We start from the raw sequence: 13,169 nt of genomic DNA on the forward strand, positions 1-13,169 counted from the left end.
TGGCAGATTAACGCTTCCAGGTTTTTACACAAACCGCTGGCGGGGGTGTTGTCCCCCCGCCCTGACCGGCCTGAAGCTCAGACTTCTGTCTGCAAACCCGCAGCCGTACGCGGCATCCCGACGAAACCAGGCAGGGCTTCGATCCGCACCAGCCATGCGCGCACATGGGCATAGTCTTGCAGCGAAACATTGCCTTCCGGCGCATGGGCGATGTAGCTATAGCCCGCGATGTCGGCAATGGTCGGGGTGTCACCCACCAGATAAGGGCTGTTGCCCAGCGCTTGGTCAATGATCTTGAGCAGACTGTGGGAACGGGCGATCACCTCTTCGGCGTTGGCAGAGGCACCGAACACCGTGATCAGCCGCGCCGTAGCCGGGCCGGCATGCAGTGGTCCGGCGGCTACCGACAGCCAGCGCTGGACGTGAGCGGCGCCGACCGGATCCGTTGGCAGCCAACGTCCCTGGCCGTATTTGGCTGCCAGGTACACCAGGATCGCGTTGGAGTCAGCCAGCACCACACCATTGTCGTCGATGACCGGCACTTGGCCGAATGGGTTGATTGCCAGGAAATCCGCTTGTTTGTGCGCCCCCTTGGCCAGATCGACAAAGCTTATCTCTACAGGCAAATCGAGCAACGAGAGCATCAGCTGGACACGGTGGGCGTGGCCCGAGAGTGGGAAGTGATAAAGCTTGATCGGGTTCATGGTCGACTCCGCTGAGAGAGGACGCCATCGGTAGGACGGCGTCGATGGCGTCATCTTCTGCTCAAGCCCGGATCTATAGAATCACCTGTAGGCGCAATCCATTATTTCCGCTGGCGAAACAATGCATCAGCCTTTCCAGACTGGGTGTTCTCGCAACGCACTGACCAAGAAGTCGACAAAACTGCGAACCCGCGCCGGCGCATTGCGCCCGCCTTGATAAACGACATGGATCGGCAGCCGCGGCAGTTCGAAATCCGCCAGCACGACTTCCAACTCACCGGCTGCAAGGTTGCCGGCCACTTGGTAGGACAGCACTCGCGTCATCCCCAAGCCTTGGCACGCCGCGGTGATGGCGGCCTGGTTGGCTGTCACCACCAGCCGCGGTGAGGGGCGGACGGACAATGGCTGGCCTGCCTCGACGAAGGTCCAATGCTTGACCTGGCCGATTGCTGATGACGACACCACAGGCATTCGCTCAAGGTCCTGCGGGTGCTGCGGCCGACCGTGGCGGGCAAAGAAATCCGGCGAGCCACACACCACTCGCCGCACCTCGCCGACACGTACGGCGTGCAGGCTGCTGTCGGGCAACTCGCCGATGCGCACGGCAACGTCGATTCCCTCCTCCACCATGCTGACGGTGCGATCCAGCAGCAAGGCGTTGACGCAGACCTCGCCATAGCGCTCCAGGAAGTCCACCAACACCGGCGTGACAAACAGTTGTCCGAACAGCACGGGCGCGGTGATGGTCAGTTGCCCACGCGGTTGGGCGTGACTGCCCGCGGCGGAATCCTCGGCTTCCTGAAGATCACCGAGGATCCGGCGACTGTCCTCGAGAAAGCGCTGGCCTGCTTCACTCAGGTAGACGTTGCGCGTGGTACGCACCAACAACGGCGTACCGATGCGCTGCTCCAGCGCCGCCACTGCGCGCGTCACGCTGGCCGCCGACAGCCCCAGGCGTCGCGCAGCCGATGAAAATCCCGACTCCTGGGCCACGGCAACAAACACCTGCATTTCCTGGAACCTGTCCATCCATCCTCCGATGAGAAATCCTGATACAAGTTTTGTGCACGCCGAAAGCCGCGCCGTGGCGCCATTGTAGAGGCGTTGAGCGGCGAACCGCAGCCGGCCGCCAGATCGTGGGCCAATAATGGCGGCTGGGCTTGGTACCATCCCGCACAGTTTTGTGACCGTTTAATGACCAAACACAGACTCGCTGGCAAGGGGCCAGTGTTTTTCGATGGTTTGGTTAAAACCGAAAGGCCGTTTTCCGTGAATATTGTCCACCGAACCTTGACCCATCCACGCGCGACCCTCGCCGCCCTGGCCGGCTGCGTGCTGCTGATCCCCATGGGGCTGCGCCTCGCACTGGGCTGGTCCGACCCGCTGGGGTATCTGTCGGATATTGCCATCGGCACCTTGTTGATGATGGTGCTCTATCGTCGTCCCTGGTGGCTCGCGTTACCTGTATTGCTGGCGTGGTGTGCACTGACGCTCGCCAGCATCGAACTGGTCAGCGCAGTAGGACGGATGCCAACCCCTGCGGACATCCAGTACCTGATCGACCCGCAGTTCGTCGAGAACTCCAGCAGCGGCGGCTTCGCTCATCCTTGGGGCGCCGCCGCCACACTGGCAGCACTGGCGTTCTGCCTAGCCATCCAATGGGTTAATCGAAGCCGCCAGCCGCCGCCCCTGCCACGTCATGCCTGGGCCATGCCCGTAGCGCTTTTGCTGGTGCATGGCAGCATACAAAGCTGGCGCCCCAGCGAGGCAGACCAGTGGGACCTGTTCAACCTGCCCCACCAGCTCATGACCGCCAGCGTCGCCGCCGGGCAAGAGCACCTCGAACAATGGCTGTCAGGCGACACGCCGGAACCGGCTCCGCCCATGGAAGGGTTGACGCGCCTGGATCTGGAAGGGCAAAAGCTGCTCGCCGCGCCGGGCCGTGCGCGCAATGTCCTGATCATCACCCTGGAAGGCATTCCCGGCGCCTACCTGGAGACCAACCGCCAGGCTTTGCAAAGCCGTTACCAGGAAAACCTGATGCCGCGCCTCAGTAGCTGGGCCGAACGTGGAATGAATACGCCCAACTACGTGTTGCACAGCCACCAGACCATCCGTGGCCTGTACGCAATGCTGTGCGGTGACTACGACAAACTCGACGATGGCACGCCCAAGGGCGTCGAGATGCTGAACCAGACTCAGCGCAACCAGGCCTGCCTGCCCGCCCAGTTGCGCAAGAACGGGTTCTCGACTCATTTCCTGCAAGGCGCCGGGCTGCGCTTCATGGCCAAGGACCGGATCATGCCGCACATCGGCTTCGACACGACGTTGGGCATGGAGTGGTTCACTCGACCGGCTTATCTGGAGTTTCCCTGGGGCAAGGATGACAAGACTTTTTTCGAAGGCGCGCTGGACTATGTCGGGCAACTGCAACAGACGGACAAGCCATGGATGCTCACCCTGCTGACCGTCGGCACGCACCAACCCTACTCGGCCCCGGACGATTACCTGGAGCGCTACGACACCGCCAAGCAGGCCGCCGTGGGCTACCTGGACGACGCGCTGGACAACTTCCTCGCGGGCCTCGAACGCCAGGGCATCCTGGAAAACACCTTGGTGGTCATCACCTCGGATGAATCCCATGGCATCGATGACGTGCGCCTGGCGTCGTCCTGGGGGTTCAACCTGACGCTGGCGCCGGAGCCGTTGCCGACGATCAAGCAAGGGGTGCATGGCCATGTCGACCTGACCGCTTCGGTGCTCGATTACTTTGGTTTCGAGATACCGATTTCACTGTCCGGCCGCTCGATGTTCAGGCATTACGAGACAGGTCGGGAAATCATGTCGTTCACCAACGGCAAGCTGCGTTATCACGATGGCAAGGGCACCTTCACCGAATGCGATTTCCTGCAACGTTGCCGTGACTACAAGAGCGAGGGCTTCATCGCCGACCGTGCCACTTACGCCGGGCAATACGGTGGTCAACGGGCCCGGCTGATTGCCGCACGGGCCACTGCCTTGGACCAAACGTTGCTGGCAACGCCCCTTAACCAGCATTACCAATTCGGCAGCAATGAAAAAATCCCGTTGCCCGCCCACGTCTCCAACGATTGGACCGACAACCTGATCGGCGCCCAATATCTGGAGATGCCCAAGGGCACCCGCACACGCGTAAGCCTGACCATTCGCGCCGTGGATAAAGGCCACGCTGCGTACATTTCCCTCAAGGCCAAGGAATTCGAACAAGACGTGCCAATGGACTTGCCCACCGATGTGGCGGTGACTAGCGACCAACCGCTGGTGATGGACATCCATTTCGATAATCCGCAACCGCGCAAGGCGTTCTCTTTCCACTTGCTGGGCCATGGGGCTGGCGCAATCGAAATCAGCGACTTCAGCGTCGTCACCGAATTGCCCGACCAATCGGACCAGCCGGAATACCTGGATGACATGCAGGACGACAGCGAGGCGCAGTCCAGCTGAAAGCAAAAACGCGCAGCCGCTGGGGCGGTTGCGCGTTTGGTTCACTCGATGCCTGGTTCGATCAATCGCTGACCAACTGCATGATTTCGAAGGCGTTCAACGCCGCCCCACGCAGCAATTGGTCGCCGCTGATAAACAGGTCCAGTCCGTTTTCGCCGTAGATCAGGTTGTAGCGAATCCGGCCAACCTCGACCGCATGTTTGTACGTCGACGTCATGGGCATCGGATAAACGCCCTGCTTGGGTTCGTCCACCACTTCGACGCCCGGCGCCGCGGCAAGCAGTTCGCGCACCTGGGCCAGCGACTGGACCGGTTTCCTGAATCGCAGGCTCAGGCTCTCGGCGTGAGAACGCAGGGTCGGCACCCGCACCGCCGTGGTGCTGATGGCCAGCTCCGGTTCGCCCAGGACCTTGCGCAACTCCCAGACCACTTTCATCTCTTCGCGGGTGTAACCGTTGTCTTCGAACGAATCGACTTGGGGAATGACGTTGAACGCCAGGTTATGGGCAAAGTTCTCGCTGCCGTCTTCATCACCATAATCGCCGAACGCCTTGGCCTTTTCCCGCAGCTCCAGCATGGCGGGCTGCCCCGCGCCACTGGCGGCCTGATAGGTGGAAATGATCGCGCTTTCGAGCCCGAAGGTGTCGTGCAGCGGCCCAAGCACCATCAGCGCAATGGCCGAGGAGCAGTTGGGGTTGGCGATCAGTTTTTCGCCCTTGTAGCGCTGACCATTGATCGGCGGTACCAGAAGCGGAATGTCCGGGTGATAACGGAAAGCCGATGAGTTATCGATAACGTATGAGTTTTCAGCCAGGCGCTCGCCATATTCCAAGGCAAACGATCCGGAAACGCACAGGAAGACGATATCGCACGAAGCGCAGCCTTCGACCGAAAACGGCTCGATCAGGTGCTCGGTGTTACCAGCCTTCAAGCGCTTGCCGGCCGAACGCTCAGAGGCCATGCAGACCACTTCGTAGTCGGTGTCTTCAAGCAATTGCAGCATGGTCATGCCCACTGCACCGGTGCAACCCACCACGGCGACTTTCTTCATTTCGATTCCCTTATCCTGAATTACCCGCGCCGCCTGCAGGCGGCGCGGGCGGGTATGTCATGCCGTACGCATTTGCACGGACAACCTGGCGGCTGCCGCTGCACGCTGGACCCGAATGGAATTCAACGTGAACAACGCAAGCGCCAGCCAGATGAACGAGAACGCCGCCAGTTTCAACGACGAGACCGGTTCACCGTAAACGAACGCCGCCAACAGGAAATTGCAAATTGGCGGGACAAATTGCAAGAAGCCCAGCGTGATCATCGACAACTGCTTGGCCGCCAGACTGTACCACCACAACGGCAGCACCGTGATCAGGCCCGTCGCGATCAGCAACAGGTCGCGGGTACCCGATTGCAGGAACTGATGCCCTACGCCCTGGGCTTGGGCCAGCACCAGGAACAGCGCCGCAAATGGCAGCAGTACGGCAATTTCCAAGGTCTGGATGACCACCGGATCGCCGGGGACCTTTTTCTTGAAGATGCCATAGAAGGAATAGCAGAAGCCGATGACCAGTGCGATCCATGGGAATGAATGCAGGTTCAGCAACTCGAATGCCATCAACGTCACACCGGTGACGGCCAGGAATATCGCCCAGGTCTGCAATGACGTGAGGCGCTCCTTGAAGATGACCCGCGAGACCACCATGCTCATGATGGGGCTGAGGAAATAGCCGAAAGCCACCTCCAACACGCGTCCGGTCATGATCCCGTAGATGTACATCAGCCACCACAGCCCGAGGACCGCCGACACCGTCAGCACGTTCACCGGGCGAACCGTCTTGAGCGTAGAACGCAACGTTCCTACCCGGGCGGTCAACAACACCAGCGCCAGGAGAAACAGCTCGGCAAAGACGACGCGCCAGGACAGCAGATGGTAGGCATCGAGCCCTGCGAGGGGCTTGTACCAGAGAGGGTACGAGCCCCAGAGCAGCGTGGCGCCGAGCCCGAAGGCCACGCCTTGTCCGGATTCATTCTTGGCGGTCATTGACGTCCTCCAGCGTTGAGTTTGCGCTCGATACCGTCCCAGTACACTTCCATCAGGTGCAGGTACTGTTCGATGCCTTCGGCGAACAGACGGCGCTCTTGCGGCGTTTGCAGGTGTTTTTCCATAACATTGAACACGGCGTTGGAATGCCCGACTTCGACTTCCATGTGCAGCGTCCAGAAGAACCGTCCACGTTCGCCGACGCCTTCCTTGATGAGGCCATCGTTGTATTTGGAAACCATCGAGGCCGACATCGCCTCGTCGGCGAACAGGCCGCCCAGGGCTTTTTGCAGCGGCGGCTTGCTGTAGAGCGCGCAGATACCGTCATTCAACGCCTGGGTGCTCGGCAGACATTTGTAGGCTTCGATCTGCTCTTCGCTGATGCCCTTGTCGTGCAGGAACTTGCGATACAGGTCGGAGTGAGAATGGGTTTCGCCCAGCTCGTCACGGGCGTTGAACGCGATGGTGCGCAACACCGCCTCGTCACGGGTAATGGTGGAAATGCCACAGACATAGAACGGCAGATACTTGAAGTAATGCAGGGTTTCCAAGTACAGCACCTTGCTTTGCTCCGGCGGCAGGCCGTGCTCGGCGTAGGCGTTGAGAAATGGGTGTTCGGTCGCCCGATGCTTGAGGATGTAGTCGATCTGCTCATCCATGAACGACTGGAGTTCCAGGTCGACACCTTCGTTGCGCACGACGTAAGCGGTTTCGGATTGAAAGGTTTCTTGGGTAATGGACATGGCCTGCTTCCTTGAGCCCCGGGGGCAACGTTGATTTTCAAATATGAAGCCGGGCGGACAGCCATCCGCCCGGCCGATTTGCCGTCAGGCTTCTTCGGCAGACCGGGCCTTGGTGTCCCAGATCACTTCGATGCTTTCGTGGGCAACGTCGGTTCGCCGGTCATGGGCGCTGGCCCAGCAGGTATTGAGGATGATCCGAGTGGTTTCCTGCTGGATCGGCACGACGTGGTGCAACGTGGTATCGGACTTGAGGAAATACACATCGCCCTTCAGGTGGTGGTAGGACTTGATCGGGTTGTTGAGGATGTACTGCCAGATCTGCGGGTTCTGCTTGTCCCACTCGCTGTGAGGCACGCATTGCAGCACGCCGCCGATCGCAGGGTCCTCGGGCGCTTCGATGATCCAGATCATGGTGTAGGGGTAATCGCCCCAATGCCAGCCGTGGGTATCGCCCGGATGGCTCAGCTTGGTGATCAGGTATTGCTCTTGCTCCCAGCAGGACGCCAGGTCATCGCCAGCGATGTTGCCGAGAAAATTACGCAGCGACTCGGATTGGTAGAGCGCCGGAATGAACGTCCCGCCTTCGGCAATCTCAGGTTGGTTGACGTTGTACATCTTGCGGTAAGTATTACCGGTGGACGGAACAGTAACATCGCGACGTACCGAATATTCATCCAACAGCGCATGAACTTCGCTGTGAACGTTTTCCAGAATCCTTTTTGGCAGGAAGGAAAAGTTCTTGAAGTTGAAATAACCATCGCGGCGAAATTCATTACGAATCTGCTTCATCCGGTTTTCATCTTGCAAAATAGCCTGGAAGTGCTTGGCCAGTTGTTGCTCCATTACTTCGATGACCAAGCTGGATGTTTGTTCGCTCATTTATCGCTCCATTCCATTGTTATCGGTCGGTGTTACAAATCCGTGGGGGGCGACACTCGCGCGATTAACGGAGTGCCTGTGGGGATGACTTTCTTGTTATGCAGATTCATCAGCGGGCCGGTCATCAGCGTGGTGACGATGGTCATCACCACCAGGGCGGTAAACAGCTCGCTGCCGATAATGCCCATGTCCAGGCCGATCTTGAGCACGACCAGTTCCATCAGCCCGCGGGTATTCATCAGGGCCCCGACGGTCAGGGAATTGGACCAGGAGCATCCCACCAGCCTTGCGCCCAGGGCGCTACCGGCCACTTTGCCGGTGACAGCCACCAGCAGGATCACCAGCAACACCCAGACGCCAAGGCCCGAGAAAGCCGAAGACGTGGTGCTCAAGCCTGCGAGGGCAAAGAAACAAGGCATCAATATGATCAGCGACACGTGTTCCAACCGTTCGATGATCATGTCCAGCAAGCGCTGGTCCCGGGGCAAGCACAGGCCGAACAGGAAAGCACCGAACACAGCGTGTACTTGCAGAGCGTCGGTCAGGCTGCCGTAGATCATCACACCGGCCAGCAGCGCCACCAGCACCATGGGTTGCGCGAGTTTTCCTTCAGCGGCAAGCCAGCGGGCCAGCAACGGTTTGAGCACCAGCAAGGAAAAGACCACCAGCGACAACAGGCACGCGCCTCGCAAGAACAGGGCCATCCAGTTGTCGTCCTGGCCATTCACCATGGCCACGGCCGCTATCAGCATCCACGCCACCACATCGCTCATGGCGGCGGCCAGCAAGGCAATCGCACCGGTTTGTGTACCGAGCATGCCTCGCTCCTTGAGAATCCGCGCCAGTACCGGGAAAGCGGTCACGGAGAACACCGTGCCGATGAACAGGACGAAACCCAACCGAGAGGTCCCGGGCATGGCGAAGTGCTCGAACAGCCAAGGGGCCATCGCGGCGCCGAGAGAAAAAGGGATAACGATGCTGAACGCGCCGATGACCATGGCCTTGAAGCCCGTCTTGCTCTGCTTGAGAGGAAACCGAAACTCCGCACCAATGACGAACATGAACAACAAGATGCCCAGCTCGCTCAATACTTTCAGCTGTGTAACGGCAGTGCTGTCAAATAACTGTTGATGAAAGGTGGGGAATAGCTGACCGAGTACAACCGGCCCCAACACAAAACCGGCTATCATTTCGCCAACTACCTGAGGCTGCCCCAAGCGATTGAATACCGCCCCCAGGAGTTTTGCTGACAACATCACAAACAATATCTGGATCAGCAACATATTCCATTCCCTTACAACGTCCAGGTTAATCCGGGTACAACTGACAACTCCTCGACACCGCCGATATCCGTTGGCAGCGCCCTTAACAGAACTCAATCAGATGCGCACACTCGCGCAGCTCGAACTCATCGAACTTCTGTAGAAGCAGGAATAAATCTGGAAGTGACAATCCTCTACCGGTGCGATGGGGTGGGTTACCGGTAACGCGACAGTCACCTTTGTGGGGCGCAGCCGTCTTGGTTTCCTGATTGCCTGGCAGCGATTGTAGGGACATGGGAACGTCCGCTACAGTGCAGCAGACGACAATAAACGGTGAATTTACGCCAAATGCACGCTCATCCCGGAACAGTGGCAATCCTTGTTTATGAGGGCCTTTGCGTATTCGAGTTTGGTATCGCCCTGGAGATCTTCGGCCTGCCCCGCCCAGAACTGGACGTGCCTTGGTACACCCATCGCATCGTCGCGGTCGACCAAGGCCCGATGCATGCGTTGGGTGGCCTGCAGATTCGCGTCGATGCCGGCCTGGAGGCGCTTGAAACCGCGCAGACCATCATCGTTCCCGGCTGGCGCAGTCGCTATGAGCCGCCTCCCGAGGCATTGCTCCAAGCGCTCAGGCGAGCTCACGCTCGCGGGGCACGCTTGCTGTCGATCTGCTCGGGGGTCTTCGTACTCGCCGCAACGGGGCTGCTCGACGGCCAGACCGTGACCACCCATTGGCAATTCTCACAAGAGTTGGCCGAGCGGTTCCCCAGCATCAAAGTCGACCCCAACGTGCTCTACGTCGACCTGGGGCAGCTGATCACCTCAGCCGGCAGCGCCGCCGGCATCGACGCCTGCCTGCATCTGATCGCCCGGGATTTCGGCACGCACATCGCCAATTCGGTGGCGCGGCGCCTGGTCATGGCGCCACAACGAACCGGCGGGCAATCGCAATTCATCGTCGCTCCCGTGTGCAAGTCGCCGCGCAACGAACTGACGCGCGTGTTGCAATGGATTCGCGAAAACCTCGATCAACCGTTGAGCGTGGCCGACATGGCCGCTCGCGTGGCCATGAGCGAGCGCACGTTTTTGCGGCGTTTCGTTGAAACCACCGGGCTGCCACCCAAAGTCTGGCTGCAACAGGAACGGCTGAACCGTGCGAGGGAACTGCTGGAAAGCACGGACCAGAACACCGCTGGGATCGCACAAGCCTGTGGCTACCGGTCAGTGGAAAGCTTTCGAGCTGCCTTCCGCAACGCAGTGGGCCTGGCTCCCTCCGCCTATCGTGAAAGGTTCGGCAGCGGCGAGATCAGCAAACAAGCTGCCTGGATCGCCAACTGCTGAAGCCCGTCGTCAATCCAGCAACCGATGCAGCTTGGCGTACTGCAACAGCATGATGGTCTTGCCGTCACAAATCTCCCCCGCCTCGATCATGCCCAGTGCCTGGTCGAGCGGCAGCTCCAACACTTCGATCTCTTCACCCTCGTCCTCAAGGCCCCCGCCTTCGTGCTGCTTGTCTTCATCGAAGTATTCACCGACAAAGAAATGGATCCGCTCGGTCACCGATCCCGGGCTCATGAACGCTTCGAAGACCTTGCGCACGTCCTGGACGACATAGCCGGTTTCTTCCTGGGTTTCCTTGCGGATGCAGGTCTGCGGGTCGTCGTTGTCCAGCAGGCCGGCGCAGGTTTCGATCAGCAGGCCGTCGTGCCCATTGACGAAGGCCGGGAAGCGGAATTGCCGAGTCAACACCACCGTTTGCTTGGCCTTGCTGTACAGCAGGATGGTGGCGCCGTTGCCGCGGTCGTAGGTTTCGCGCGTCAGCTCGCGCCATTGGCCGTTTCGGCCGAGATAGTCATAGGTCGTCTTGCGCAGGATGTACCAATTATCCGAGAGCACTTCGACGTGCTTGATGCGTACACGATCCTTGATGCCGATTGCCTGTGTCATTTGCCACTCCGTTCGAGGCCAAAGGTCCCATTGAAATCTATTACAACAATACCGGCACGCGGGGCAACGCTCGTTTGTGGGCCGTCTTGAGGTAGGCGCGTTCAATGATCTGTTGCGCCTGCGGCGACACCTCTTCGCCCATCAGGTACGCATCGATCTCCTCGTAGCTGCAGCCATACGCCACTTCATCCAACTTACCGGGCGCCAGGTCTTCCAAATCGGCGGTCGGTGCCTTGCGCACCAGATGCGCGGGGGCGCCCATCGCGTCGGCCAACCATCTCACCTGGGTCTTGGTCAGCCCGGACAGCGGTGCCAAGTCACACGCGCCGTCGCCGAACTTGGTGAAGAAACCCATCACTGCTTCCGCCCCATGATCGGTTCCCACCACCAATCCGTTGCTCAGATTGGCAATGGCATATTGCGCCAGCATCCGCGCCCGGGCCTTGGCGTTGCCTTTGGCAAAGTCGATGAGTTCGGCCGAGGGCTGCAAGCCATCGATGGCGATGCTGTCCATCAGCCCGTCAACACACGCGGCGATGTTGCTGGTGGTGATCAAGTCCGGCCGGATGAAGTCCAGGGAAGCCTGGGCATCCTGTTCGTCGGCCTGGGCCTTGTACGGCAGCCGGACGGCAATAAATCGCGCTGCGTAACCTTCCTCTCGCAGTTGCTCCACCGCCAATTGGCACAGGCGACCGGCGGTAAGCGAGTCGACGCCGCCACTGATCCCCAGCACCAAGGACTGGCAGCCCGACTCACGCAAGGTCTGCTTGATGAATTCAATGCGGCGGGCAATCGCCAAGGCCTCGCCACCCTGGTTGAGTTGACGGTCGATGCCCAGCTCTCGGGCGATGCGTTCTTGCGCAAGCGAAGTCATATCAGGCTCCCAATTGTGGATTGATCAGGGCAACGTTGAATACTTGGGCGGCATACCGCAGGAACGAGGCATCCTCGCAGACGTTCTTGATCGGATCGTCGGAGAACTTCACGACCGGTTCGCCGTGGACCCGCACCAGCTTCATGACGATGCTCAGCGGTTCGACGCCGTCGACATCGCAGGCCAGGCTGGTGCCCATGCCAAAACCGAACTTCGCTTTGCCACGGACATGACGCAGGATCGGCAGGCATTTTTCGAAATTCAGGCCATCGGAGAACATCAAGTCCTTGGTCCGCGCATCGACGCCCAACTCCTTGTAGCGCCCCAGCACTTTGTCAGCCCAGGCGATGGGGTCACCTGAATCCTGGCGCAGGCCGTCATAGAGCTTGGCGAAGTACAGGTCGAAATCCTTGAGGAAAAAGTCGGTGCTGATGCAGTCGGTCAAGGCGATACCGAGGCGGCCGCGATACTCACGTACCCAGTTTTCCAACGCCGCGTTCTGGCTCTCGCGCAAGCGCCCGAGTTGCTGGTGCACCATCAGCCATTGGTGAGCCATGGTGCCGATCAGCGGCAGATCGAACTCGTAAGCCAGGTGAGCGTTACTGGTGCCGACAAAGACCCCAGGGAAATCGCTGCGCATGACATTCACCACTTCACGCTGGGCCCTGAACGACAGCCGCCGCCGGGTGGAGAAATCTGAAACGCGAAACTCGGCGAGTTCTTCACGGCTGGCATTCTTCTCCAGCCATTCGAATTTCTGGTACAGCTTGCGGGTGACGTCGGCCAACTCGACTTCGGGGTATTTCTCACGGTTGCGCAGTTCGCTGACCATCGCCAATACCGGTTGCTCGAACATGATGCAGTGCAGCATCGGCCCACGGACGCGGATGTGCAGTTGGCCGTCGACTTCCGAAACGTGGATGTAGCGCAAATTGAAGCGAAACAAGCCGAGAAACTGTTCGAAGTCCGGCGTCAGGTACTCACGGAAACGCTTGTTGAACAAAAACCGCTGCTCTCCCTCGCGCAGCTGCAACCCGGCGAGCTTCTCCAATTCGACACGAATGTCCGGAATCAGGTGACCGAGCCGCTCCTTGGAACGCACGATGAACTGATATTCCACCTCGACATTCGGGTGCTGGTGCAAGACCGCCTGCATCATGGTGAAGGTGTAGTAATCGGTATCCAGAAGGCTCTGGATGGTGCCGCTGTTTGTATCGAATGCACTGTCCATGTCTG

The 13,169-nt window shown here is 59.5% G+C and carries 12 protein-coding genes; 2 read left to right on the forward strand and 10 right to left on the reverse strand.

What is annotated here, in order from left to right; all coding sequences use genetic code 11:
- Positions 1 to 77 precede the first annotated feature (77 nt).
- The gene (locus VQ575_RS26890) at positions 78 to 704 is read right to left on the reverse strand and encodes a glutathione S-transferase family protein (protein WP_198725875.1); all 627 of its coding nucleotides are present in this window, start codon (positions 702 to 704) and stop codon (positions 78 to 80) included.
- A gap of 126 nt (positions 705 to 830) precedes the next feature.
- Positions 831 to 1,733 carry a LysR family transcriptional regulator gene (locus tag VQ575_RS26895; RefSeq protein ID WP_045154581.1) on the reverse strand — a complete coding sequence of 301 codons (903 nt, stop codon included), beginning with the start codon at positions 1,731 to 1,733 and terminating at the stop codon, positions 831 to 833.
- A gap of 240 nt (positions 1,734 to 1,973) precedes the next feature.
- Here VQ575_RS26895 and VQ575_RS26900 point away from each other — a divergent pair, with 240 nt between their 5' ends.
- A complete protein-coding gene (locus tag VQ575_RS26900; RefSeq protein WP_325918762.1) occupies positions 1,974 to 4,187 on the forward strand; it encodes an LTA synthase family protein in 2,214 nt (737 codons plus the stop codon).
- Positions 4,188 to 4,248: 61 nt separating this feature from the next.
- On the opposite strand, the gene VQ575_RS26905 is transcribed toward VQ575_RS26900, so the two are convergent.
- The 5 genes from VQ575_RS26905 to VQ575_RS26925 form a co-directional block, all read right to left on the reverse strand.
- Complete coding sequence (locus VQ575_RS26905; RefSeq protein WP_198725885.1) at positions 4,249 to 5,238, reverse strand: aspartate-semialdehyde dehydrogenase; 990 nt, start codon at positions 5,236 to 5,238, stop codon at positions 4,249 to 4,251.
- 57 nt (positions 5,239 to 5,295) lie between these two features.
- Entirely contained in the window at positions 5,296 to 6,225 is a 930-nt protein-coding gene (rarD, locus tag VQ575_RS26910) for an EamA family transporter RarD (protein WP_039593213.1), read from the reverse strand.
- Positions 6,222 to 6,968 carry an iron-containing redox enzyme family protein gene (locus VQ575_RS26915; RefSeq protein WP_045154583.1) on the reverse strand — a complete coding sequence of 249 codons (747 nt, stop codon included), beginning with the start codon at positions 6,966 to 6,968 and terminating at the stop codon, positions 6,222 to 6,224. The genes rarD and VQ575_RS26915 overlap by 4 nt, the downstream gene beginning before the upstream one ends.
- Before the next feature lie 84 nt (positions 6,969 to 7,052).
- On the reverse strand, positions 7,053 to 7,847 hold the full coding sequence (locus VQ575_RS26920; protein WP_039593212.1) for a HalD/BesD family halogenase: 795 nt from the start codon (positions 7,845 to 7,847) through the stop codon (positions 7,053 to 7,055).
- Positions 7,848 to 7,879: 32 nt separating this feature from the next.
- Positions 7,880 to 9,130, reverse strand: a complete 1,251-nt coding sequence (locus VQ575_RS26925) for a cation:proton antiporter domain-containing protein (RefSeq protein WP_039593211.1) — start codon at positions 9,128 to 9,130, stop codon at positions 7,880 to 7,882.
- Between the two features lie 327 nt (positions 9,131 to 9,457).
- On the opposite strand from VQ575_RS26925, the gene ftrA reads away from it, so the two are divergent.
- Complete coding sequence (gene ftrA, locus VQ575_RS26930) at positions 9,458 to 10,453, forward strand: transcriptional regulator FtrA (protein ID WP_039593210.1); 996 nt, start codon at positions 9,458 to 9,460, stop codon at positions 10,451 to 10,453.
- A gap of 9 nt (positions 10,454 to 10,462) precedes the next feature.
- Here the strand turns inward: ftrA and nudK are convergent, their stop codons facing one another.
- The 3 genes from nudK to pncB are packed head-to-tail and all read right to left on the reverse strand — an operon-like array spanning position 10,463 to position 13,164.
- The gene (nudK, locus tag VQ575_RS26935; RefSeq protein WP_039593209.1) at positions 10,463 to 11,059 is read right to left on the reverse strand and encodes a GDP-mannose pyrophosphatase NudK; all 597 of its coding nucleotides are present in this window, start codon (positions 11,057 to 11,059) and stop codon (positions 10,463 to 10,465) included.
- A gap of 40 nt (positions 11,060 to 11,099) precedes the next feature.
- Positions 11,100 to 11,933, reverse strand: a complete 834-nt coding sequence (nadE, locus tag VQ575_RS26940) for an ammonia-dependent NAD(+) synthetase (RefSeq protein ID WP_325918764.1) — start codon at positions 11,931 to 11,933, stop codon at positions 11,100 to 11,102.
- A gap of 1 nt (position 11,934) precedes the next feature.
- Positions 11,935 to 13,164 carry a nicotinate phosphoribosyltransferase gene (pncB, locus tag VQ575_RS26945; protein ID WP_039593207.1) on the reverse strand — a complete coding sequence of 410 codons (1,230 nt, stop codon included), beginning with the start codon at positions 13,162 to 13,164 and terminating at the stop codon, positions 11,935 to 11,937.
- Positions 13,165 to 13,169 lie beyond the last annotated feature (5 nt).

Source organism: Pseudomonas frederiksbergensis (genome assembly GCF_035751725.1).
GTDB classification, from domain to species: domain Bacteria; phylum Pseudomonadota; class Gammaproteobacteria; order Pseudomonadales; family Pseudomonadaceae; genus Aquipseudomonas; species Aquipseudomonas frederiksbergensis_A.

Excerpts from the sequence above, each read along its gene's own strand:
- rarD (WP_039593213.1), bottom strand. The coding sequence starts at position 6,225 with ATGACCGCCAAGAATGAATCCGGACAAGGCGTGGCCTTCGGGCTCGGC.
- VQ575_RS26925 (WP_039593211.1), bottom strand. The coding sequence starts at position 9,130 with ATGTTGCTGATCCAGATATTGTTTGTGATGTTGTCAGCAAAACTCCTG.
- VQ575_RS26915 (WP_045154583.1), bottom strand. The coding sequence starts at position 6,968 with ATGTCCATTACCCAAGAAACCTTTCAATCCGAAACCGCTTACGTCGTG.
- nudK (WP_039593209.1), bottom strand. The coding sequence starts at position 11,059 with ATGACACAGGCAATCGGCATCAAGGATCGTGTACGCATCAAGCACGTC.
- nadE (WP_325918764.1), bottom strand. The coding sequence starts at position 11,933 with ATGACTTCGCTTGCGCAAGAACGCATCGCCCGAGAGCTGGGCATCGAC.
- VQ575_RS26905 (WP_198725885.1), bottom strand. The coding sequence starts at position 5,238 with ATGAAGAAAGTCGCCGTGGTGGGTTGCACCGGTGCAGTGGGCATGACC.
- VQ575_RS26890 (WP_198725875.1), bottom strand. The coding sequence starts at position 704 with ATGAACCCGATCAAGCTTTATCACTTCCCACTCTCGGGCCACGCCCAC.
- VQ575_RS26920 (WP_039593212.1), bottom strand. The coding sequence starts at position 7,847 with ATGAGCGAACAAACATCCAGCTTGGTCATCGAAGTAATGGAGCAACAA.
- pncB (WP_039593207.1), bottom strand. The coding sequence starts at position 13,164 with ATGGACAGTGCATTCGATACAAACAGCGGCACCATCCAGAGCCTTCTG.
- VQ575_RS26895 (WP_045154581.1), bottom strand. The coding sequence starts at position 1,733 with ATGGACAGGTTCCAGGAAATGCAGGTGTTTGTTGCCGTGGCCCAGGAG.
- ftrA (WP_039593210.1), top strand. The coding sequence starts at position 9,458 with ATGCACGCTCATCCCGGAACAGTGGCAATCCTTGTTTATGAGGGCCTT.